Below are 20011 nucleotides of genomic sequence, written 5' to 3' on the forward strand. Positions count from 1 at the left end.
CGGCACACCCGGGCCGAATGCCTACGTGGCCCCGGCCCGGGACAGGGAACTCGCCTCATAGCGCAGCTGGTAGGCGCGTACGCCGGTGCCGTTCATGCGGTAGAGCGTGATCGCCGACAGGAACTGCTCCTTGACCTCCGCGGTGCGACGGCGCTCCTTCTCTCCGATGCCGCTGATCCACTCCTCGATGTGCTCCGGGAGCTTGAAGGTCAACTCATAGGCGCCGACCGCGTCCGCGGGTGACAACGTCCACTCCGCCGCGGCCCCCATGCCCCGCCGCCTGATCCGCACCGTATGGTCGGGCTTCGCCTCCGCGTACTTCAGGAACTCTCGGTGATCATTGGCGGCGAGCGGCAGGATGAATGGCGCGGCAGGGAAACCGAGCAGCAGCTCCGCGTCACTGTGTTGCCGCAGCACAGTGGCGAACTGCTCAATCACGGTGCCGGCGGCCTGCTTGAACTTCCCATCGGGGATCGAGACCGATGGCAGCAGGTCCAGCGGGGACGTCGCCAGCGCCTTTCTCAGCTCCGCGCGCATCCAGTTCAGTGGAAAGGGGGCCGACTTCGGCAGATGCTGCTGTGCCGCGCACAGACTCGTCGCCGTAGCTCCGATGTGGCCGAGCAACCAGGCGAAGGAAGCACCCGACAGGTCCACGAGAGAGATCTGGTGGGCGAGCGCGTACTTCTGGGCGTCGGGGGTGAATCCGCTCGCGGAGAACAAGGCGTACGAGTACTTGTACCGCTGCCGGGGCCGCGTCCCGGCGCCTGTCATGAAGTTCTCGTTCACGTCGTGCATGACACCGTGGGCGTTCCGCACGACCTCCAGCTCGCAGCGTGTCTGGTAGTACTTGGCTTCCAGGAACAGCCGCACCGGCATGGAGAACGCCGGGGTGAAGGCGAACTCCCCGAGAACGTCGACCTGGTGGAGCGCGCCCCGCCCTCGAACCCGGAGAGTCTGGCCCTCCGTCACCAACTCGACCGGGTCCTGATCTTCGTGAACGAGAAGCCGATAGCCGCTGAAGCGCAGCAGCCAGGCCAGTGACTCTTCCAGTAAGTAGCCCCGCAATGACGAGTCCTTGAGCACCCTTGCGCTCCCTTCCTCTGAGCCGATCATGCACAGACAAACGTGATGATCTCATTCGGCCGGTGGGAAGAGACGGTCACGTTATGGGGGACGAGTACTGGACTGCACCAGTTGAGTGAAGGCTCCAAGCGGAGCTGACCCAGGGCGACTTCGCCCTGACCGGGCCGGAGGCATGAGCATGAGAACGACCCGGCCGGTGCCGACGGACCGCAGAAGCCAAAGGGCGGCTGGTACATCGAGAAACCGATGTACCAGCCGCCCTTCCTCTTGCGTCAGGCCGCCTCGAACGCTCGCCGGATCAGCGGTCCCGCCTTCTCCAGGTCGGCAGCAGAGGCGATCCGCACCTCCAGGTCACCCGTGCCGAGGTGGCCGATGCCGCGCATGTCGCGGGAGAAACCCTCCTCCAACTCGACCGTGTCCGGGTCGACTCTGAGATAGACGAGGATCACCTCGTGCTTCGGGCGGAAGATCACCGAGGCGAGGTTCACCATCCGCCGGTAGGCGATGTAGTGCAGCAGCGGAGCCACCTCGACCTCGCCCCACGCGGTCAGGGCCTCGTCCAGCTCGCCGTACAGGTCCCGCAGACAAGCGGGAGCCGCGCCGGGGGTCGCCTGGACCGACGGCTTCCCGGCACCGGCCGCCACCTCCCGCTCCCGACGCTGCCGCCGAGCCGGAGCCGGGCTCGCAGACCCAGGGGCAGACTCGATTAGCAGCAGGCTCAGCAGCCCGCCGTCGAAGACGCGGTAGCGCACCAGGTCGATCCGCTCGCGGAGACGGTGCACCGCGACCCGGTCGTGGTGGGAGAAGCTGGCCGCGATACAGACCATCCGCGGGTTGCGCCAGTCGATCGCCTCGGCCGCCTCGGCACCCAGCTTCTCCTTGACCAGGGCCTCGAACTCGTGACGTGCCGAGTCCAGCCACGACAGGTAGGAGACGGCCTGCGACATGACCCCGCTATCTGCACCTTTCTTGTACTCGATCAGCACCGCGGTGTTGTTCTCGTCGAGCCCGAGCGTGTCGATCCGGCCCCGGTGCCAGGGCCCGGTCGGGTACTCCGACGCCAGGAAGCGGATGCCGAGCATCGCCTCCATCCCCGCCTCGATCCGACGCTGAAGCTCCACCTCCAGCGCCACCGTCGAACCCCGCAGCTCGACGTCCTGGCCATCGGCATCCAGCCGGAACAGCTTCAGGTCGGTCACCAACGTCCCCCTCCTGCGATCACTACAGGAGGATCAATCGATACCGGTACCGCACTATTCCGGCCGGAAGAACGTTGGAGACCGTATCGACCCAAGGATGACGGAGCGGTCGGGCGGCACGCACCGTTCAGGGGACGGCTCGCCGGTGTCAGTGTTGGTCCATCCGGTGTAGGGCCAGGGCTGATATGTCCTCAGCTGGCGGGATAGGCCGGTTCATCGGCTCTGGGGCCTGATAGGCCGTTTGTCGGAGTGGAAGCTCGTGGCACCTCAGGAATGAACTGTCCTGCGCCAAGATCGACGGGCGGTCTCAGGCGGGCGGCAGCAGGGGCACGATGTCGGCGTCGGCATGCATACGTTCGGCGTAGTCGATGACGTCAGCGTTGCTGGATGCGTAGTCCAGGCGCGACTGCTGAGCTCGCAGCCGTGCCTCGCATTGGTCAATGACCTTTCCCCAGCGGATGACCCAAATCCCGACCCGGCCGTCGTCGACTAGGCAGTCCTCGGGCAAACTGTTGCCAGCCACCTGCCATTCGACATCCGGGTGGATGTCGTTGCCAACGAGCCAGAAGTCCCAGCGGGTGCTCTTGTCGTGCTTGTAGCGCTCATCCATGATGACCGCGCGTGCGTAACTGGTGACCTGCTGGACCTCTGTAGGTCCGAGGACGACGTTGGGGCGCTTGAGCTCGACCACGAGATGACGGTTGGAAGAGCCGTCTCCGCCGACGCAAGACAGCATCAGGTCCAGACGGCCGCTCTGTCCGTTGCTGCGTACGGCCGGCGTGCGGCGCGAGCGCGGCACCCGGGAACCGTCCAGGAGATGCCGATGCCGCTCCAGGGCTTCGGTGAGACCGACCTCCGAAACGGCGGAGGTGTACTCGTCGCCGAAAATCCAGAGCTGCTTCTCCAGCATCCGGTGGAGCTGGTCCTTCTCGCGCAGCGCTGCGCGAGAGACGTACTCGAACAGGAGCTTGCGGATGGTGGCGAGAGTGTCGATCCGGTCGACGAGGAGGGCGTTCGCCGCGATGAGGTTCGACAGACCGGCGCGGTTCACCAACGACTCCAAGCGGTCCTTCTGCTCAGTAGTTAGGGCGAACAACTCGTCCATGACCCGGGGCATCGCGGCCGGCTGGCGGCGCAGTGCCTCACGCAGCAACACCAGCTGGGTGTGGCGTGACTTCTTGGAAGCTTGGTTGATATGCCGACTGACCAGAACGGCGACCTCGTTGAAGACCTGGCGCTCCGCGGCTTCCGTTGCCGTGCCCGGTTCACCGCTGTAAGGGTAGGTCTGCTCGTCGATCCATTTTTGCACCTGCTCCAGGGCCCGCTCGTGCTCGCGCTTCTTGAAATGCCTGCGCATCTGGTCGCGAGCAGCGGCGACGACCAGGCCCAGCGGTGAGTCGGGGTGCTCCCATTCTCCCTCCATGGTGTCCAGTTCGGAGACCATGGCGGCACCGGTCCACAGGATGTAGGCGGTGAAGTGGAAGTCCGGCGCCTGGACGGCGGTGTTCAGCGTCGCGCGGTGGACTCCCTCGGCGTCACAGACCAGTAGCTCGCGGCGGGCTGGCTTGGTCTTCCACTCCACGACGCGCAGAACTGGACCCGCGCTCGCATCCGCCTCCTGGCGCAAGCCCGGGACGGACAGGGGATAGGCGGCCTCAAGCTCAATGGCCTCCTTCGGGTTTAGCGCGACGTCCTGCCAGGTGATGGCGACACGCGGATACTTTTCAAGGTACATCGCGAATTGGTTGGTCAGGGCTGAGCGCACCGCCGCGGTGTCGGTCAGACGCGTCTTGCGGGGAGCCTCGCCGATGATCCGTACCACGGTGCACAGATCGTCGCTGGTCTTGCCACCGTCGGTGGTCTCGAAAGCGCTTAGCTCGCTGAAGGCGACCGAGGTCCGGTGCCGGTCGACCGTCCCGTCAGCGACGGTCTCCCATACCGCCTGAGAGCCCAGCGCCAGGACCCGGAAACGGCCGTAGCCGCGCCGGCCGTGAAGTTGCCGGCCGCCCTGGGTGCCGAGGGCGTTGCGCTTCCACGAGCCTCCCATCCCCGAGAACGCGGAGGGCACAGCTTCGCTGGGGATGCCGTGGCCGTTGTCCCGTACCTCCACCGCACGCACGCCGCCGAACTCATCGCCCTCGACCGAGACGGCGACCGTCGTAGCATCGGCATCCAAGCCATTCCAGATGAGCTCGGCTACTGCACCGACCGGGTCGGAGCGTCGTGCGACGTGCTCGATGAAGTCGGGCTTCACCTCGATCGGAATCCGCATCCCCGCAGCTTCCCACGCACAGACACGAGTTGGTCAGCGTCATGCACGTCATGGCGCGCGAACCTTCCACTGCGGCTGCTCAGTCCAACACTGCTGCCGGATGCTGGACGAAGCTGTCAAGCATGCGGCGCGGGCGAGAGCTGCGACCTCAGGTGGCCCTTGAGTGTCACACGTCACACTTCTTTTCTGCTGTTTGGGGCTGCTCCCACCGCTAGAAGGTGAAGGGAAATTCAGCAGGGAGGTAACTCGGTGGAGTCCGGTTTCGATGAGGGGCAACTTCTGAGGCGTTGGGCGGTGACGCGCCGGTTGCGGACGCGCCCGGCGGTAGTGGTGGAGGCTTGCGGAGCCTGCGGTGTCACTGCGCCTCTGGAAGTCCACAACCCCGAATCGGCGCACATCATGGCTTCGGTGCCGGTGGAGGGCTCTGCGGCCCATGCGGAATACACCGACAGACTCCTCATACTGTGCGCCAACTGCCATGTCCTCATGCACTCCCCGGTGCGTGTCGAGGAAGTGGGCGAGGAAGCCCTGGCCTCGAACGACCAAGCGCTTGAAACGCTGTCGGGCCAGACACGCGAGCGTCTCGGCCAACAGGTGTTCAGCCCGGTCTGTGTGGCAGGGGTGGAGGCACTTCGGCGCTGGTTCAGCGGTGACCAGGAAGCCGTCGTGGAGTTCGGTGCTGTCTGGCTCGGGCTGGGTGCGCAGTACAAAGAGGCAGTCGAGACGGCCCTGATGGGCGATTGGTTGGTCGACGTCGATGTCACGGACACCGATGCGGTGGTCTCTTCGCTGAAGCGGGAGGTCTCACGAGCACGAGATGCTCTGAAGCCCTTGTGGGACCGCATGGTCGGTGGCCAGTCCGTTCGTATGCTCGGGGCGGACTGCCTCCGTGGTGACCGTGGAGCGATGGCCGACTCGCTCGTTGAGGATCGCGCTCTCTCGCCGGATCTGCAGGTGATCCATCGCCTGCTTCCCGTGGGCCACGATCCGTGTGCCGCGGAGCTCCTTGAGACGCTGAAGCCCGGGGATCGGAGTGTTGCTCTGATGTACGCCCAGGGCGCCGGCACGTGGGCGGAGGTGGGTGCACTCGTCGGGACGGGTTTTTCCGGCGGGTTGGGGGAGCGAGTGCGCCGCATGCTGAAGTCCAGGGGAGACGAACACGTCCGACGGGCACGCGAAGTCCTTCGGACGTCGGGCGCGTGCCAGTGCAGGCACGCGGGATCCGATGCCGATGACTCGGGTGGGAACGTTGGCTGGCGGGGCGAAGGCACCGGTGCCGGCCGCGCAAGGGGGAGGGGCGTATGAGCGAGGTAGAGGTGGCAAGGGGCCAACTCGCGGATGATGCAGCACTGTTGATGGGCTGCGCGATCTACTGCGTGTTCCTCGCGCCGTTCATCGTGCGGCTGGTCTGCCCGATCGGTCTTCGCTGCGCGTCGTCGGTCCGCGATCGAAGGGACGGCCGTCGAGGGGGCGGAGGCGTCGTTGCCACCTGTGGGGTGCTGCGTAGATTGGACGAGGCCGTGGAGGCGTTCCAGCTTCCCTTTACCTGCAGACAGACGGTCAGGGACCGATTGCTGGAAGGGTGGGTGATGGCCGGTACCACGGTGGTCTTCATCGGTGTGCCTATGCTGGTTCCCTTTGCGAGGGCGACCCACGATGTTCAGGCGCTGACGACCTCGGAGCAAGGCGGGGCCGATGGGGCTCTGGCCGTCGCCTTCGTCGTGTTGGTCTTCTTCCTCGGAGCAGTTGGGGGCGCCGCGCGGTTCTTTGCTCCGCGCCTTGAAATCCCTGCGGTTCGGTCGGCGTGCAATGCGTTGATCACCGCCCATGGGGTGCACCGTGGCCGGGCGACCTCGAAACAACTGGACGCTGCGGTCAGCGGTCTGAGCCGGATCCTGGTCCATCGGGCGCAGAAGGACGAACGTCGCTGGCTGCGCGCCGAGATGACGGTGCACGCGAGACGGGTGCGGGAGACGCTGCGCGCAGGCAGCCGGGAACTACTCACCGACGGCACGCCGGCGGCAGCCGCGTTGGCAAGGGAGCTCGGCAAGATTCTGCATGGCCTCTCCGCCACGACGTACGAAATGCTGCTCGACGAAGAGGACTTTGTGCCCCGTACTGAGCGAGCCGAGCCGCCCAGAAGACAGGCTGCTCTGCTCATGGGGTCGGGCATCGTGGCCGCGGTGGGGCTCGCCTGGGCGCTGTCGGTCCTGGGGCTACCCGAAGAGGTGACCGTGGTTGTTGCCTTGCTGGCTCTCGCCGCGCCAGCTCACCTCTGGGGTAGCCCAGGGTCGGCCCGAGTCCGTGACCTGCTGCGGCTGGTTCTGGGAGACCCAGGGCAAATGCCTGCAGATCCTCCGCCGCCGTCGCAGTCGACTGCACGGGACACCCAGAGCTGACGGGCTAGGTGCTCTGATCAGTGAACCCTTGGGAGCGGTAGACGGAGCGTCGGGGCTCTCCGACTCGAGGAACTGGTTCTGCGGGGACCCGGACGATGGTGGACGTGCTGCTGCGCTGGACACGGATCCGACGTCGTACGCCGACGCGGGACATCGCCGACTTCGACGGTGGGCAGCCGCTGCGGGTTGTCGGGTTCACACAGAGTATCGGTGGGAGGGTCGAAGTCTCGGTCGGCAAGGGCAAGCAGGTCGCGCCGCTCAGACAGGGCTAGCTGCGACTCGCCGTGGATGCGTGGTGAGGCGCTTGTAGCCCTGCTGAGCTGAGCGGCGTCACAATCGCAGCACAGGAATCCTCCGTACTCCACAGGCATGTCTACGGTCTACCGGCCCGCCCTAATGGGTAGGTTGTCGCCTTCACCAGGCCGCCCGTGCGATAGGCGTGCACGAACGGGACCCATGATTCGGCTTGGAAGATGATCATCCGGCGATGCGGATCTTTCGAATCGCGGACAACGGCTTTACCCAGCGGGGGGGGGGTGAGAAATTCCATGCAGTTGTTGTTGTGGCCGCTGTAGCTGCTCTTGATCCATATACGGCCCGGGGCGGTGTCCATCAGCGCTGCACATCCTTATCATGCCCGGTCCCGGTCCCGGGCGCGTCGTCGTCTTCGGAATTCGGCCCGAAGGCGTCCTGGTGGGCTTGTCGGCAGGCGCGTGTGTCGGGGTGTTCGTCGCCCAGGATACGGATGCACGCCTCAAGGTTCAGTACGGCCAGAGGGCGTGCGGCGGCCAGGTCGCCGGCGCCAGTGAGGATCCGGATCAACTCGGTGCGCATGGCCAAGGTGTGCGGGTGCTCGGGGCCGAGGACTTCCTCGCGGGTGGTGAGAACGGTGCGAGCTGCGGTTTCGGCCTCCGCCCAGCGTTCCTGGCCGAGCAGGATGCTGGCGAGCAGATCCCGGACGACCAGCGCGCGCGGGTGCGTGGATCCGAGAGAGTTTTCCCGTTCGGTGAGAGTGGCGAAGGCGAGGGCCTCGGCTTCGTCGAGATGTCCCAACTGGTAAAGCGCCCAGGCCAGGGTGTGTCGTGCCGCGAGCGTGTACGGACTGACAGGACCGTGGGCTGCCTCACTCGTTGCGAGGTTGGTGCGGGCGAGGGCTTCGGCCTCCTCCCAGCGCTGCTGCTCGCCGATGGCTTCAGCCAGGCAGGCGGTGCTCATGATCGTGTTGGGGTCGGCCGGACCGAGCACGCGGCTCCGGCCCTCAACCGCGCGGCGCAGGTAGAGCTCGTCCTCCGCCCACTCGCCCAGCCCGTACAGAGCGAGGCCGAGGGCGTGGGCGCTGTCGAGCGTCTGGACATGGTCGGGGCCGAGTTGTTCCTCGCGGTCGCGCAGGATCTTACGGTGCAGTGCGACGGACTCCGCGAAGCGCCCCAAGTCGGCCAGTGAACAGGCAAGTTCGTATCGGTCGGTGAGCAATTCGGCCCCCGTGGCGGTGGACACGGACGGGGATACGCGCACGGCAGCCTCCGCCAGGACGTGTGCGGTGGAGTAGTCACCGCGTTCGCGGTTCTGGTCGCGAAGGTACCGGACAAGGCCGAGTGCCTGCGGGACGGCGGCAGAGTGGGCCGCGGTGGTGCGGTGCAGCAGGTTCAGTGTGTGGGGTGTGAACAGGCGCAGGGTCTGGGTGTCGAGGTAGGAGCCCTCTCCTTCGCCGTGACGCAGCAGGTCGTCCAGGAGCTGGGCTGCGGCGGCGAGGACGGTCTCTCGCTGGTCGAGCGGGATGCGCGCCGCCACGGTGTCCAGGAGGAGGCCGTGCGCCTGGACGGACTGTACTGAGGGCCGGCCGACGTCTCCCGGGACATCGAGGACCGACACCATGGACTGTGACATCAGGCCGCGCAGCGCGGAGTCCGCCTTCTGCGCGGGCAACGGCGGCTCGGCGCCGGCCAGGCCGGTGAGGCGCAGGCGCTGGGAGTGGAGCAGCCCGAGGGGCAGGGGATCGGGCGCGAAGCATGACAGCAGCCACATCAGTGTGGTGGCCTCGGGGACGCCGCGGTCGGCCAGGGCGGTCAGCGAGATCTGCCACGTGGAGCTGATCAGCCGGCGCAGATCACGCTCGTCGGGGTCGGCGGCTTCGTCCAAGGTGCCGCCCGGGTCGTCGCGCAGGCGCTGGAGGAACTCGTCCACGGTCACGGTGTCCAGGAGCCGCCGGCCGAGGTACTTGCCGGCGAGGGTGAGTGCGAGGGGATGGCAGCCGAGGCCACGCGCGAGTTTCTCCAGTGCGGCCTGGTCGTAGCCGGTGACGTTGAGGTCGCGCAGGACGTGTACGGCGTCGTCCAGGCCGAGGGCGTCGAGGCGGCGCCGGTCGGCGTCCTGCCACAGGGAGGTGCCGCCGTGCCGTGTGGTGACGAGCACGGTGCCGCGCCGGGCGGAGCGCAGCCAGATGCCGTCGCTGAACACGGCCGGGTCGTCGGCGTTGTCGAGGACGAGCAGCCATGGTTCGGGGGAGGCTTCCAGGTGCTGCCAGACGAGGTCGGCGGCGGGGCGGCGTCCCTCGCGGGCTGCCTCCACCTGGTCGGGGTCGGCGCCGCGGTCCAGGGCAACGGCCAGCATGCCAGCGCGGAAGGCGACCTCGGCGGCCGCGTTCACCCACAGACCCACCACGCCGTACGTGGCCACGGCCTCGTCGAACATTGTCTGGGCGAGCGCTGTCTTCCCGCTGCCCGCGGTGCCGTGCAGGACGAACTCGTGGGGCGAGTCGTCCGGGTGGCCGATGGCGTGCAGCAGGTCGCGTCGTACGTCATCGCGATCTCTGACGGGAGAAGGCGATCGCGCGGCGAGCGGTACGCGGACCGAGTCCGGTCCCGAGCGCTCGGACGCCGTGCGGCCGGGCTTCCCGCTGTGGTGGGCGACGTATTGGCCGATCTCCACGATGTACTGGTCCCGGGCAGCGCTGACCCAGCGGGCGTGATCCTGTACGGAGACTTCGGCAGCGGCCGGATCCGGCATCGATGGTCTGGGCACTCCCACCGGGTTACCGCCGCGCCGTCGTGTCCGGTGCCCGGCCCGAGTGCCGTGTACGGTCGGCGCCCAACTCGTTGTCAGTGGTCATGGTCGACGAACTCACCTCGCTGCAGGGCCTGGACGAAGGACACCCATGAATGATCCAGAAAGTCGATCACCGGGCCTCTGGGCGTCTTCGAGTCGCGAATCGGAGCCCTTTTCGGCGGGGGGGGGGGTGAGTATTTCCACGCACCCGTTGTCGGCGCCGCTGTAGCTGCTCTTGCGCCATACGCGTATTCGTTCGGTCACGACTCGCCGTCCTCCTGGTCAACTTCCCCGCGGTGAACCGGCGTTCGCCCAGCGGCTTCGAGCGCGGCCTCGTACTCCGTACGACAGGACAGCGTATCCGGATGGTCTTCTCCCAGCACCCGCACGCAGACCTCCAGCGTGCGGGTGACCAACTCCCTTGCCTCGGGTGCGCGTTCAGCACCGCGGAGAATCCGGGACAGCACGATCTCGATGGAGAGGGTGTGCGGATGCTCCGGACCGAGAACGCGCTGACGGACAGCGCGCACCGTCTGCGCCGCGTCCAGGGCCTCCGGCCACTGACCGAGGCGGGACAGGACATCCGCCAACCGTTGCCGGGCGGCGAGTGTCCGCGGGTGGTCCACGCCCAGCACCCGCTCGCTGCCCTCCAACGTGGCACGCGTATGGATCGCGGCCTCCTCCCGCTCCCCGACACCGGCGAGCACCCAGGCCAGAGCGAGCCGACTCAGGAGGGTGTGGGGGTGGTCGTCGCCGAGGGCCTGCTCGCTCACCGCTAGGTTCCCGGCCGCGAGTTGACGGGCTTCGGCCCAGCGCTGCTGCTGCCCGATCGCCTCGGCCAGCCGGCCGCGGCTGTCGATCGTGTCCGGATGCGTGATGCCCAGGACGCGGGCGCGCCCGTCGGCGGCCCGGCGCATGTACTGCTCGTCCTGCGCCCAGTGGCCGAGGCCGTACAGGGCGATGCCCAGGGCGTGGGCGCTGTCGAGCGTGTCCGGGTGATCCGCGCCGAGGAGAGCCTCCCGGGCCTCCAACGTGGCCCGGTGCACCGCGGTCGCCTCGTCGAAATATCCGAGCGCGGCCAGCGCCCGACCGCGCTCGTGCTGGTCGGCAGTCGCGTCCGCAGATTCCTGGCCGCGAGTGACGCGGGCCGCTTCGTCGGCGAGCGCACGCGTCGTGGAGTAGTCGCCACGGACGTACGACTGATCACGCAGATCGCGGACGATGGACAGTGCCGCCTCGGTGGCCGCCTCGGCGTGGCGCGCGGCGGCGTGCGCAAGCAGGGCTGAGGCATGGGGAGTGAACAGGCGCAGGGTGTGCGCGTCGACGTAATGGTCCGAGTCCGTCGAAAGGAGCCGCCGCAGGAGGCCTGCGGCGGATTCCAGCAGCAGCGCCCGCTGGTCGACCGGGATGCGTGCCGCGACCGTTTCCAGGAGGATCGGGTGCGCCTGCACGCTGCGCACGGCGGCACGTTCGGCCCCGGCGGACGCGTCGAGGACCGAGACCAGGGAGTGGGTCACAAGCTGTTCGAGCGCGAGGTTCGCATGTTCGCCGGTGAGCGGTGGAACGGCGTACGCCAGCGCGGTGCCGTCGAGACCGGCCGGCGCGAGCACCCCGACCGGCAGCGGCGCCGCGGCGAAGCACGACAGCAGCCTGAGCAGCGTCGTCGCCTCGGGAACACCCTGCTCGGTCGATGCGTCCAAGGAGATCTGCCACGTACCGGTGATCAGCCGGCGTAGTTCCTGTTCCCCGGGCTCCGCTCCGTGATCGAGCAGCGACGGGTCGGCATCAAGACGCTTGAGGTACTCATCCACTGAGACCGGCTCCAGAAGTTGACGGCCGAGGTAGGCGCCGGCGAGCGACAGTGCGAGCGGGTGACAGCCGAGCCGCCGCGCCAGCAGCTCCAGCTTCGCGAGGTCCTCCGTGCTGACCGAGAGGTCACGCAGCACGTCGACGGCGTAAGAGACGTCCAGAACATCGAGTGCGTGCTTGGCGGCCCCACGCCACTCGGCGGCGTCCCGGAGCCGACTCGTGATCAGTACGATGCCGCGACCGCTGGAACGCAGCCAGGCGCCGTGCCGGAACACGGAAGCATCGTCCGCGTTGTCGAGGACCAGCAACCAGGGCTCGGGCGAGCGGTCCAGGTAGTGCCAGACGAAGTCCGCGTCCGGCCGACGGCCTTCACGTGCGGCATCGACCTCCTGCTGCGCGGCTCCGCGGTCGTGCGCCACGGCCAGCATCCCGGAACGGAAGGACGAATGGTCGGAGGCGTTGACCCACAGTCCCACGACTCCGCAGCCGGTCACCGCCTCGTCGAACACCGTCTGGGCCAGTGCCGTCTTGCCGCTTCCCGCCATCCCATGCACGACGTGCAGACCGTTCGCCGCGGTCGCCGGATCGCGGATGTCCTCCAGGAGTCCGCCTCGTACGTCGAGGCGGTCACGCAGCGGGGAACTCAGCGGAGCGACCAGGGGAGTGCGGACCGACTCGGGGCTCGCCCATCCCAACCCGGCGCCTAGTGCGGGCGGTTGGGACTGCTGGACGGCGTATTCCACGATGATCTGGTTGCCGGCGGCCTGGTACACGCGACTGTGGCCTTCGGCGACAGCCCGCAGCACATGGTCGCCTTGCGGAGCGTCCGGATGTTCCCTCATCGCTCGACGATGTGCTGGTCGCGGCCGGCCTGATAGACCCGCGCGTTCCCTGAGGCCTGTGCGTGCATCCGCACGGAGGGAACAGACGGCTGCTCGACCTCGGGCAGAGACGCACGTGCCTGAGCCAGAACTTCCTCAAGTTCCCGGGCGACGGACGGGTCGGCGGCCAGCAAACGCCTCAACCTGCGACGCCAGTCCCGCTCCAGGTCCTCAGCACCCGCCGAGTCGCCCTCGCGCCGGGAGGTAAGGATCTCCTCGCGGGTTTCCTCCAGCGCCGTGTCGATCTCGTCGGCCTGCGCGGGGCGCGCACGACGCCACAGTGCCACCACACCGTCGCGTGTCCGCTGCCACGCATCCGTGGCCATCAGCGCAACGACGGTAGTTCCAGCGGTCTGCGCCAGCACTTCCGGATCCATGGCCGCTTCCCCCGTACCTCTTGACACGTGACGACGATGATAGGCATCAACGTGCCGACCGAGAAGATGATCTGGCCCAACGGCACTTGGACAGCGCACAGCTTGGCCGAAACACATGTCTGGCCAGCGCCGTACCGGCGCCGCGCCCGCCACCGACTCGGCACCGGCGGTCCGGGATGCTCGATGTGCTCAGCTCACGGAACTGTGCGACCGACCGGTGCCGATGCTGACATGCCTCCGCAAGCCGCCGTAGAGCGATGGTCGGGCCGCGTTCTTCGTGACGCACGAGTATCCGGACCAGACGGATGTGGTGAATCCGGACGGCAACCCGGCGACGTTCACAACCGAACGTCCGTTGACCTGGCCGTCACCAAGACCTCGACCGCACCATCATCGTCAGCTCGGACTTGCTGTCTCCGTGGCGGTCCGGGGCTCCGGGTCTTCGGGGATGCCGGACACCGGGCGGTGAAAGTCTCTAGAGTGCATGATCGTCGGGCAGTGCGTGCAGGGCACTGCGGATGACCGAGGGGGCCGTGTGAGGGTCGAACTTCCGCCGGAGCCGCTGAACTTCGTCAACCGTGACGAGGAGCAGGAACGTGCCGTGCGTGCGGTGATGGAATGGCGGAGCCGGTCCCGCCCGCCGGTCATCGGGCTGCGCGCTCCGACCGGCCTGGGAAAGACAGAGCTGGCCAACCGGATCGCCCGTACTCTGTGCGACCGTTTCCCGTTCACCGATGGTGTGCTGTCCGCCGACCTCGACGACTTCCGGGTGGACGGCACGCTGGACCCCGGTGATGTGCTCTCCCGGTTGCTGAACTCCCTCGGTGTGAAGCCGGACAAGGTGGAGGCCCAGTACACGGCCCGGTGCGCGCAGTACTGGAATAGGACGTCCGAGTCCGAGGCGAAGTTCATCCTCCTGCTGGACAACGCGCGCTACGCCTCGGAGGTCGTCCCCCTGCTCCCGGCGTCGGGCGGCAGCGTGGTGATCGTCACGAGCCATGGTCCGCTCCACGAGTTCGAGGCCGGTGCCGTGGAGGATCTGCCTCTGCCGCCACTGGACGAGCGGGCGGGGACGGAACTGTTGGAGCTGATCGTCCGTGACAACCGGCTGGCCGCCGATCCGGAGGCGGCACGGGCGGTGGTCCGGTTGTGCGACGGTCTGCCCGCGGCGCTGCATGTGGCGGGCCAGTTGGTGCGTGCCCACCAGCTGCGTCCGCTCTCCCGTCTTCTCGCCGATCTCCGGGCGGAGTTGGACGAGAAGGGCGTGTCCGGCGTGGAACACCTCTGGGACACGGCCTACGCCGCTCTGTCCCGGCCGGCGGCCCAGCTCTACCGGTTGCTTCCGCACCATCCCGGCGGGACATTCACACTCCACTCTGCCACCGCGCTCTTGGGACTGGGACCGGAGGTCTGCCAGGATGCCCTGGACGAGCTGAACCGGACCGGATTACTGGACCTGCGTCTGCTGTCGCTGACGGAGGCCGGCCAGATGAAACTGCTGGGACCGCTGCGCGCACACGCCCTGCGCCGGTCCCGCCGGGAAGCGACGGACGCGGAGGTGGCCGAGGCACAGGTCAGGCTGCTGCGTTGGCTCGTACGGCAGGCTCAGCTGGCCGACCGGTTCGCCGCCGGCCGTCGACTGACCGTCGTGGATGTTCTCGACGAGGTTCCCGGTGTGCCGGACGTTCCGCTGGAGGATCCGGAGGCGACCGAGGACAAGCGAGCCAGGACTGCACGCGCCGAACGTGCTGCCCACTGGCTGTACGAGGAACGTCATGTGGTGTTCGCATGCTCGCGCCTGGCTCACGCGCGCGGGATGGACACCGAGGTCGTGGCCCTGTCCGAGCCCGTGTGGACGCATGCCCTGGATCATCCCCATCAGTCCGAGGTGACCGAGGTGTTCCGGCGTGCCGTCGACTCGGCGGTCCGGCACGGAGGGAACGCGGGATGGCTGGTGCGAACGCGCTGCCAACTGGCCAGGCCGCTGTGGGAGTCGGGCGAACTGAGCGAGGCCCAGGTCCAGATCGACAGGGCGATGTCCGCTGCCGATCTGCTGGGCGACTCCGAACGTGACCGGAAGCTCGCCGCGTCGGCCGTCGAGCACCGCGGCATGCTCAAGGGCGTGCGGGGTGAGTGGAGTTCTGCCCTGGACGACTTCACGGGTTCCCGCGATCTGCACCGGGCGATCCCCAATCCCTACGGCATCCTGCTTCAGACCTATCGGATGGGCGAGGCGAGTGCGAAGACGGGTGACCTTGGGACGGCGTGTCGTCTGCTGTCCGAGGCACATGCGGGGTTCGTGGCGATGAAGAACCGAGAGAGGCTTGTTGGGCGCTCGGCGTTCGCACTTGCTGGCGTCCTGCACCAGCTCGGCCGGACGGACGAGGCCCGTGCGCTGTACGACGAGTCGCTCGGACGTGCCGACCGGCGACGTTCCGGCTTCGACCTGGCACGCGTCCACGACGCGCTCGCCGAACTGGACACGGCCGAAGGGCACCTGATGGAGGCCGAGGCACACCGTACGACGGCCCGGACCCTCCGGCGGCGCAACGGCCTGGTCTAGATCGTCTGGGTTGCTTCGGTGTCCGTGGACGGCCGGAGGACGACGCGGAAAGTCCGCACTCCGACGAGGCAGTTCAGCACGGTGCGGCTGTCCGGGCCGGGCTGGAGGGAGACCAGCCGGGCGTGTACGGCCGACAGCGCGACGGCCGGGTCGATGCGTACGACCCGGCCATCCTCGGACCGGGGTTCGGCCTGGACGGCGTACGTCCGCTCATGACCGCGGACTCTGAGCAGGCACCCGCCGGACGGCAGCAGGGCCGCGGCCGAGCGGCAGCCCGGGTAGGTGGCCAGGGTGTGCCGGGTCCATCCGTCTGCGGTCCAGGCCAGGTCCACGGGGGCGGCGGTCGCCGGGAGCGGGCGACGGTACAACAGGCCTGCGGAACGGGCGAGTTGTTCGCTGGCGGCGCCGTGCTCAACGGCCAGGTGGTGGCCGGGTGGGCCGGTGCCGGCCGGGTGCCGGGTGATCCGGACGCCGTCCACGGTGGTCTCCACGTGGACGGCGAACGCTGCGGGGACACGCGCGGCGGGCGCGGGCAGGGGAAGCGGCCGGGGGGTGATGGCGTGAGCGGGTGGCGTGACACCGAGCAGGGCGTAGACCTCGGTGCGCAAGCGGTTCACGGCATCACCGGGGGGCGCGAACGCGGCCTGGGCGGCGGTACGCCCGGGACCCGGCCGGTACGCCCGCAGTGCGTCGATGATGTCCTCGGCGCGTCCCAACTGCGGTATCCGGTCGAGGAGTACGCCCATCGGGCTGTTGGGGATCAGTTCTCCGCCGCCCGGGTGGACGCTCACGACGGGGCGGTCCTGGGCGGCGCAGTAGTAGAGGGCGGCAGATCCGTGGTCGGTTATCAGGGCGTCGGCGGCTATCAGGACGGAGGCCCACTCCTCGTGTGAGTCGGGCAGGATCATCCCCGCGTCGAGGGCCGGTGCGAGGCGCTCGGTCAGCTCGTACGTGCCGAGCAGGCTGCGTTCGTTGGGGTGGATCACGAATGCCAACTGGTGCTCGTCATGCGGTAGTTGGGCCGCGAGCAGGGCGGGCAGTCCGGGGTGTCGCCGGATGAGGGACTCGGGCCCCCAGGTGGAGGCCAGGACCAGTAGCTTGCGGGCTCCGGTGCCCAACGCGGCCCGGTAGCGGTCGCGTAGCGGTGTCGAGGCGAGGACGCGTTCCAGAGTGAGATCGCCGATCACCTTCGCGTGCCGGGCCGCCCGCGGGTCCGTGGTGGCCACCCTGGCGACCTGATCGGGATGGGCCAGAGCGTGCAGCGCTATTGGCGCGTGGTGGTCGGTTCGTCGCAGATACGCCGGGTCCAGTCCGGATGCCGAATCGGCCGAACCTTCATCGGGGATCGACTTGTTGAAGCCCGCGCCGTGCGGCAGGAGGACGTGCGGGCCGTGCAGCAGCCTCAGGTCGCCCTTCGGGCTCGCGGCCAGGACCAGGTCGTAGGTGCGACTGCATGCTTCGCGCCACGGCACCGTGCGGCCTCCGAGGGCGGCGATCGCGGAGAGAGCGTCCGTTCCGAAGTCGGAGCCGGGGACGAGGGTGAACAGGCGGGTGATCCGATCGTCACCGGAAAATATCGGGAGAACGTCGAGCAGGCGATACAGGGCCACCGCCGACCTGGCCGCGAACAGAACCGCTCGCCCGTCGCCCGTCGCCCGAAAGTATCCAGTCTATCGGGGATCGGCGTGCGGCAACAGCTGTTTCCGCAGGTCGGGGCGGTTTTTTCCGCGTCGTCGGGCGACATGGCCTGATCCTATCGCTCGGCGTTCGAGGGTTGTCGGGAGTGATCCACGCCGCACATTCGGCACGGGTGGTGTGGCAGGCTGTGGCTGATCGCGAAGATGGCTGCATGAGTGACTGGGGAATCGCATTGATTGCCGCGGGATCGGCGATCGCGGGCAGCGTCGTCACCGGCTGGTACGCCCGCAGCGCCGGCATCCGGCAGGCCGTTGCGGCACGGCACGCGGGCGACCGTCAGGCGGACGCGCTGCTCGAATCGGTTCGCATGACGCTTCGCGCCGAGTCCGGCCACCGTGAGTTCGCCCTCCGCCGCCAGATCTACGCGGAGTTCCTCGGAGCCGCGGACGCCAAGATCCTCACCGAACGGAACGGGCGGGGCCAAGCAGAGGACGACGTCCTGCTGCAACGCACCTTGGGCGGAGTACTCCTGGAAGGTCCGCCGACTGCCGCCGCCGCTGCGCAACACCTCGTCGATTGCCTGCGACGCCATGAGAGACCCGACGAACTCACGCGCGCGAAGCTGGCCTTCGTCTCTGTTGCGCAGGCATGCTGCCGGTCCGGTGACCTCCCGTAGAACTTGCCCAGGTCCCCTGCCGGGTAAGGCGTGTCCGTGGCTGGGTGACAAGGGCTTCGTGAGCGGGGTGCAGGACCCGGTCACGGGGCTGACGCGCCTGGGGGCGCGGGAGTACGACGCGACGATCGGGCGCTTCGTCGCTGAGCGCACGGTTCCGGTGCCGAAGCAGCGTCATTGCGGCTGCCCTGTCGGAGGGTGACAATGGCATTCCGACCGCCCGGAACACCCGTGGGTGTTCCATGTGCGGCCACAGTGCGGCCGGACGCCTTTGGACCGGATAACACGGGGTGTCACGGTGGAACTGGTCGCATGTGCTCTGATCAGGCAGAACAGCACCGGGCGGCACGAGCCGGAACCAGCCGTCACGAATCCCCGTGGTCTCGTAATGCGTAGGTCTCGGGTTCGAATCCCGAAGGCGGCTCCGAGGAACCCCAGGACTCACTCGCCGTGACCTGGGGTTTTTCCCTGTTCGGGGGCATGATGCATCACACGGCCGGGGTGTGGCGAGATGGCTTGCGTGAGCGGAGCGTCCGGTGGCCTATTTCCCGGGCCTCTTCCGCTTAGAGCGCGGTGCTGCGGGCCTGGTTGGGCCGGATCCCGAGCTGGTTCAGGCGCTGGGTCAGCTGTGTGGTGCTGATCGGGCGTCCGGGCTGGCCACGATGCCGAGGACCACGACCCAGACGAGCGTGATCCAGTGCTGAGGGGTGTCCGGGAGCCTGGCCCCAAGCAGTACGCGTCCGCCCAGCGGTAACAGGGCTATGGACACGGTGATGTTGACGAGGACGAAGAAGACCTTGCCGGTCACGTAGGCGGTCATCGCGCCAGGCACGCCGCGTAGCCGTAACAGCGTGCCTCGTCCTCGCGGTCGCCGAACAGGAACTGGGGGACGGTCAGCAGGCCGAACATGAAGATGGTGGAGCCGATGCCGCCGGCCAGGGACAGCTGGGTCATGGCGTCGTCGCCGTCTCGCGACTGCCCGTAGGAGACGCCGAGGAACAGGAGCGGCGTGGACAGGTAGGCGCAGATGTCCTTGCGTGTATGCAGTACTTGGCGCAGTTCGATCGCGCCACGTGACAGACCGAGTCGGTAGGGGTTCACGCGGCGGCCTCCTCGTGGCGCGGGGCGGCGGCTTCCGTCTCGCGCCCACCCTCCTTCGTTGTCCGCGCGGCTTCCTCGTCGCCCTCCGCGACCATCTGCAAATACATGTTCTCCAGGGTCGGACGGCGTACCTCCAGATCGGGGATCGGTCGGTCCCTGGAACTGCTGGTGCAGTTCCCAGACGACCTCCGACGGTTCCGCGGTGAGCCGTCGTCGCGGGATGCCGTCGGCGTCCGTCCAGGCGACCTCGGAGCGGGTCTTCGCGGCGGCGGAGAGTTCGGCGAGAGTGCCGCAGGCGGTGAGGCGGCCGTACTGCAGGATGCCGATGCGGTCCGCGAGTTGCTGGGCCTCGCTCATGTCGTGGGTGGTGAGCAGCATCGACGTGCCGAGGTTGTCGCGCAGTTCGCGGATGAGGTCGTGGAAGTCGCGGCGGGCCTCGGGGGCAAAGCCGGTGGTCGGTTCGTCGAGGAAGAGCAGTTCCGGGCGGCCCACGATGCCCAGGGCCACGTCGAGGCGGCGTCGCTGGCCGCCGGAGAGGGTGCTCACCTGCTGGGCCGACTGTGCCGTGAGGCCCACCAGGCCGAGTAACTCGGACGGTTCGAAAGGGTTCGCGTAATAGCGGGCGAAGTGGCCCAACAGGTCGCCCACCCGCCAGCGGCCGTGATCGCGGTTGGCCTGTAGGACGATGCCGAGGCGGGCCCGCCAGGCGGGGTCCTCGCGTGCGGGATCCTGGCCCAGGACTTCGGCGTCGCCGCCGGAGCGGGTGCGGTAGCCCTCAAGGATCTCGATGGTGGTGCTCTTGCCCGCGCCGTTGGGGCCGAGCAGCGCGAACAGCTCGTGCCTGCGGACCTCCAGGTCGAGTCCGCTCAGCACGTTCAGCACGTCGCGGGTGCCGTAGCGCATCCGTAGTCCGCGGACGCGGACTGCGGGCGTTGGCCCAACGATGTGACACACCTCCAGTGCCGTTTCCT

Annotated in this window: 16 protein-coding genes and 1 pseudogene; 5 read left to right on the forward strand and 12 right to left on the reverse strand. The window is 68.1% G+C overall.

All coding sequences use genetic code 11. The features are described 5' to 3' along the window. Positions 1 to 21: 21 nt before the first annotated feature. The 3 genes from AOK08_RS00890 to AOK08_RS00900 form a co-directional block, all read right to left on the reverse strand. Positions 22 to 1065: a PDDEXK family nuclease gene (locus AOK08_RS00890; protein WP_241826750.1), complete on the reverse strand. Its 1044-nt coding sequence runs from the start codon at positions 1063 to 1065 to the stop codon at positions 22 to 24. Positions 1066 to 1355: 290 nt separating this feature from the next. Further along, complete coding sequence (locus AOK08_RS00895; RefSeq protein ID WP_046704343.1) at positions 1356 to 2282, reverse strand: DUF5655 domain-containing protein; 927 nt, start codon at positions 2280 to 2282, stop codon at positions 1356 to 1358. A gap of 307 nt (positions 2283 to 2589) precedes the next feature. Next, the gene (locus AOK08_RS00900) at positions 2590 to 4554 is read right to left on the reverse strand and encodes an ATP-binding protein (RefSeq protein WP_046704342.1); all 1965 of its coding nucleotides are present in this window, start codon (positions 4552 to 4554) and stop codon (positions 2590 to 2592) included. Between the two features lie 249 nt (positions 4555 to 4803). Between AOK08_RS00900 and AOK08_RS00905 the strand changes: the two genes are divergently transcribed. The 3 genes from AOK08_RS00905 (at position 4804) to AOK08_RS45395 (ending at position 7225) form a co-directional block, all read left to right on the forward strand. Further along, positions 4804 to 5859 carry a hypothetical protein gene (locus AOK08_RS00905; protein WP_157876508.1) on the forward strand — a complete coding sequence of 352 codons (1056 nt, stop codon included), beginning with the start codon at positions 4804 to 4806 and terminating at the stop codon, positions 5857 to 5859. Then, positions 5856 to 6953, forward strand: a complete 1098-nt coding sequence (locus AOK08_RS00910) for a hypothetical protein (protein WP_055522621.1) — start codon at positions 5856 to 5858, stop codon at positions 6951 to 6953. Before AOK08_RS00905 ends, AOK08_RS00910 begins: the two co-directional genes overlap by 4 nt. Positions 6954 to 7048: 95 nt before the next feature. Further along, positions 7049 to 7225, forward strand: a complete 177-nt coding sequence (locus tag AOK08_RS45395) for a hypothetical protein (RefSeq protein WP_157876509.1) — start codon at positions 7049 to 7051, stop codon at positions 7223 to 7225. Between the two features lie 101 nt (positions 7226 to 7326). Here AOK08_RS45395 and AOK08_RS42510 read toward each other — a convergent pair whose 3' ends face one another. The 6 genes and pseudogenes from AOK08_RS42510 to AOK08_RS00925 all read right to left on the reverse strand — a co-directional run bounded on the left by AOK08_RS42510 (position 7327) and on the right by AOK08_RS00925 (position 13065). Continuing rightward, positions 7327 to 7566: a DUF397 domain-containing protein gene (locus AOK08_RS42510; protein WP_079053732.1), complete on the reverse strand. Its 240-nt coding sequence runs from the start codon at positions 7564 to 7566 to the stop codon at positions 7327 to 7329. Further along, complete coding sequence (locus AOK08_RS00915) at positions 7566 to 9974, reverse strand: tetratricopeptide repeat protein (protein WP_198539063.1); 2409 nt, start codon at positions 9972 to 9974, stop codon at positions 7566 to 7568. Before AOK08_RS00915 ends, AOK08_RS42510 begins: the two co-directional genes overlap by 1 nt. Positions 9975 to 10051: 77 nt before the next feature. Then, on the reverse strand, positions 10052 to 10132 hold the full coding sequence (locus AOK08_RS48635; RefSeq protein WP_338400106.1) for a hypothetical protein: 81 nt from the start codon (positions 10130 to 10132) through the stop codon (positions 10052 to 10054). Positions 10133 to 10214: 82 nt separating this feature from the next. Beyond that, positions 10215 to 10262: pseudogene (locus AOK08_RS48640) on the reverse strand (hypothetical protein); the annotation flags it as partial. Continuing rightward, positions 10259 to 12649: a tetratricopeptide repeat protein gene (locus tag AOK08_RS00920; RefSeq protein ID WP_079053733.1), complete on the reverse strand. Its 2391-nt coding sequence runs from the start codon at positions 12647 to 12649 to the stop codon at positions 10259 to 10261. The pseudogene AOK08_RS48640 and the gene AOK08_RS00920, both read right to left, overlap by 4 nt. After that, positions 12646 to 13065, reverse strand: a complete 420-nt coding sequence (locus AOK08_RS00925; protein ID WP_055522627.1) for a hypothetical protein — start codon at positions 13063 to 13065, stop codon at positions 12646 to 12648. The genes AOK08_RS00920 and AOK08_RS00925 overlap by 4 nt, the downstream gene beginning before the upstream one ends. Positions 13066 to 13600: 535 nt before the next feature. Here AOK08_RS00925 and AOK08_RS00930 point away from each other — a divergent pair. Next, positions 13601 to 15628 (forward strand): tetratricopeptide repeat protein, encoded by a 2028-nt coding sequence (locus tag AOK08_RS00930; protein WP_241826751.1) that lies wholly within the window; start codon positions 13601 to 13603, stop codon positions 15626 to 15628. On the opposite strand, the gene AOK08_RS00935 is transcribed toward AOK08_RS00930, so the two are convergent. Beyond that, complete coding sequence (locus AOK08_RS00935; protein ID WP_241826752.1) at positions 15625 to 17238, reverse strand: CDP-glycerol glycerophosphotransferase family protein; 1614 nt, start codon at positions 17236 to 17238, stop codon at positions 15625 to 15627. The genes AOK08_RS00930 and AOK08_RS00935 overlap by 4 nt on opposite strands. A 215-nt stretch (positions 17239 to 17453) precedes the next feature. Here AOK08_RS00935 and AOK08_RS00940 point away from each other — a divergent pair, with 215 nt between their 5' ends. Next, positions 17454 to 17942 carry a hypothetical protein gene (locus AOK08_RS00940; RefSeq protein WP_241826753.1) on the forward strand — a complete coding sequence of 163 codons (489 nt, stop codon included), beginning with the start codon at positions 17454 to 17456 and terminating at the stop codon, positions 17940 to 17942. A gap of 619 nt (positions 17943 to 18561) precedes the next feature. Here the strand turns inward: AOK08_RS00940 and AOK08_RS00945 are convergent. Together AOK08_RS00945 and AOK08_RS00955 are read right to left on the reverse strand one after the other, a co-directional pair. Further along, positions 18562 to 18759 (reverse strand): hypothetical protein, encoded by a 198-nt coding sequence (locus tag AOK08_RS00945; RefSeq protein WP_157876510.1) that lies wholly within the window; start codon positions 18757 to 18759, stop codon positions 18562 to 18564. Beyond that, a complete protein-coding gene (locus AOK08_RS00955; RefSeq protein ID WP_063793974.1) occupies positions 18756 to 19943 on the reverse strand; it encodes an ATP-binding cassette domain-containing protein in 1188 nt (395 codons plus the stop codon). Before AOK08_RS00955 ends, AOK08_RS00945 begins: the two co-directional genes overlap by 4 nt. Positions 19944 to 20011: the final 68 nt, after the last annotated feature.

The organism is Streptomyces graminilatus (genome assembly GCF_001418565.1).
GTDB classification, from domain to species: Bacteria; Actinomycetota; Actinomycetes; order Streptomycetales; family Streptomycetaceae; genus Streptomyces; species Streptomyces graminilatus.